Source organism: Syntrophothermus sp. (genome assembly GCF_013314835.1).
GTDB lineage: Bacteria > Bacillota > Syntrophomonadia > Syntrophomonadales > Syntrophothermaceae > Syntrophothermus > Syntrophothermus lipocalidus.
On sequence record NZ_JABUEX010000157.1, the window covers coordinates 1 to 2327 of the forward strand.

Annotated in this window: 5 protein-coding genes; 1 reads left to right on the forward strand and 4 read right to left on the reverse strand. The window is 52.8% G+C overall.

The features are described from left to right. Window positions 1-232 (forward strand): RNA polymerase factor sigma-54 (locus tag HPY90_RS15915; RefSeq protein WP_502707223.1); only part of this gene is annotated, 232 nt, incomplete at its 5' end. 68 nt (window positions 233-300) lie between these two features. Here the strand turns inward: HPY90_RS15915 and HPY90_RS15920 are convergent. The 4 genes from HPY90_RS15920 to HPY90_RS15935 all read right to left on the reverse strand — a co-directional run. Next, the gene (locus tag HPY90_RS15920; RefSeq protein WP_287195963.1) at window positions 301-876 is read right to left on the reverse strand and encodes a hypothetical protein; all 576 of its coding nucleotides are present in this window, start codon (window positions 874-876) and stop codon (window positions 301-303) included. Further along, window positions 876-1604 carry an ImmA/IrrE family metallo-endopeptidase gene (locus HPY90_RS15925; RefSeq protein ID WP_287195964.1) on the reverse strand — a complete coding sequence of 243 codons (729 nt, stop codon included), beginning with the start codon at window positions 1602-1604 and terminating at the stop codon, window positions 876-878. The genes HPY90_RS15920 and HPY90_RS15925 overlap by 1 nt, the downstream gene beginning before the upstream one ends. Continuing rightward, window positions 1567-1971: a helix-turn-helix domain-containing protein gene (locus HPY90_RS15930; protein WP_287195966.1), complete on the reverse strand. Its 405-nt coding sequence runs from the start codon at window positions 1969-1971 to the stop codon at window positions 1567-1569. Before HPY90_RS15930 ends, HPY90_RS15925 begins: the two co-directional genes overlap by 38 nt. Before the next feature lie 146 nt (window positions 1972-2117). Then, the coding region (locus HPY90_RS15935) for a hypothetical protein (protein ID WP_287195968.1) at window positions 2118-2327 on the reverse strand (210 nt) is incomplete at its 5' end.

The window sequence follows — 2327 nt, forward strand, 5'->3', positions numbered from 1 at the left end:
CTTCTCAAGCGGTGTGGAAAATGTTGTGGCCGGGGAGATGGTTGCTGCCGAGAGCATCAAGCGCATTTTAAAGGAATTGGTCGAGAACGAAGACGCCACAAGGCCTTACAGCGACCAGCACCTCTGCGAGCTTTTGCGGGAAAGGGGAATCCGGATCGCCCGCCGGACGGTGGCGAAGTACAGGCAGGAAATCGGAATCCCTCCTGTGCGGCAGAGAAAGCGCTACCGTTAACCCCCTGGTTTAAAAAACCTTGACTTTCGAACGCCGTAAAGGTGGAAAACCTGTCGTCCCACCCCTGCTTATTTGGGTTTATCCTCCAAGAAGCGGCGGTAGGCCTCAGCGAAGTTGTAGGGCGGCAGCTTGCGCTGGCGTCGCTTCATTTCGTCCCACACACCTTCTGCTTCGGCCACCGAGATGAGTTTCCTTTGGCAAGCGAGACACAGGATGTCGTCCGTCGATATCAGGTCAAGTCCGTGCTCCCGGCAGTACGGGGCGACGTCTTTCAGGTTGTTGCTGGCGACCGTTCTACCATAATAGCGCACGAGGACCAGGGCCGCTGCCTCTCCTTTTCCAAGCTGCTTGTTCTTATACCCCTCTCCGGAAGTTAGTTTCCAAAACTCTCTGGCTCCCGGACCCGCCGCGGGAATGTCCCGCACTTGCAGGGTGCCGGTTGCTTCGAGTTGCTGTAACTGTTCGAACACCCAAGCATACCGTGGAAATCGGGAGAGGTAGGACATTTCGGTGTAGACTACGCGAGGTACCACTATCTGGCTGGGAAACAGGGCAATGAGGAGGTCCGTCGTTTTGGTCCAGAGGAACGACGCGATGCAGTCGTTGTCGAAACAGTACGGAGGCTTTTGTGGAATCGGTCTCACTAGGCCTCTCCCTCACCGTAGATCAGTTCAGGATACCCTGCCTCGAGGAGTATCTCTTCGTACCGGCCGGACGAGATAAGCTCTCGCTCCAACGCAAGGGTTGCCTTTTCTGGCAAATCGGACAGCACAACGCTTTCGTTTGTAGGTTTGTACAGGGACGTATCGTACCCTAGTCGCCTCGCGGTTTCGATTATGCCCGCAGCCATTTCCTCCCTCTGCTTCTGGTTTAAGTATCCGATCTCCTCGAGGCGGATGAGCATTTCCCGGTGACTGACCCAGAAGAGCTGCTCCAGGGCGATTACATCCGTTATAGAGAGGTGCCTCTGGCGCCCTCGCAGTCGGCGCTCGAGCTGCCACTCGAGGGCTTCGTCAGGAACCAGGAAGTACGCGGCGAAGAGGTCTGCTTCTCTTTCATTAGGGTTCCGCGGATCGAACTCCATCACTTTACATACTTTGATTTTTTGCTCCGGATCATAGCGGAAGTGGAAGTACTCGTGTGCCCCAGAAAAGTTCTGGTGGCCGAGGGTTCGGGCAGAGTTTACAAGCACTAAGGCTGCCGGGAATTTGCGGAGAAAAAGGGCGGAGATATCACTCTTGAGCGGCCTTTTGATCACGGCGATCCCCTCGGCCCGCAAGATCTGCCATATGTCCACCGGGATCAACTGGTTGTAGCCGAATTGCTGGCGCGACTCACGTGCTCTTTGTTGGGCGCGGTACCTTATGTCCACTTGGCTTTTCACCCTCCAATAGTACGGTGAGCTCGTATAGGTTGTTCAGGAGCCTCTGAGCTTCGGCGATTATGGGCAGGTCACCTTCTGCAATCTGCTTAGCACGGAAAGCCATCGACAGATTAGGAGTTTCAATTTCTCCAACTTCCGTTTCCGGCATGAAGCAGCGGGGATCGGTACCGTAAAGATTAGCGAATCTCAAGATATCATCTATCCCTATCTCACGGGTGCCATTCTCATAGTAAGAGACTACCTCTCTCGCCATTCCCAACAGTTTAGCTACTTGCATCTGGGTCAAACCTGCTTTCTCTCGGGCCGACTTTAACCGCCGCCCTATTTCCTTGTAGATTCTTGCCTTGTCGTTCACGCCTCGCCACCCCTGAAGTATTCTTGTAACAAATATGTTACAGCAAGAGATTCCCTTTGTCAAGGGAGTCCTCCATGTGTGATCCATCTGTGATATTGTCAGGGTGAAATTCTTCAGAGAAAATGTCAGTATGAGAGGGGAGAGGATCACTTTGTCACAGACGGAAATGTACCGACTGTTAGTGTTGCAACGGGCTTTAGCAGGTGATCCCTCCATCCGGGAAATAGCCCTTTCTCGAAACCCTTAATTGGGTTGCATTTCCAGCTAAATCTTATGTATAATAAGATTAAATATGATGTCTCAAATGAGCAAATGAAAGGATTTATTGTGCCGGAAGCTGCGGGTTTAACATGCTC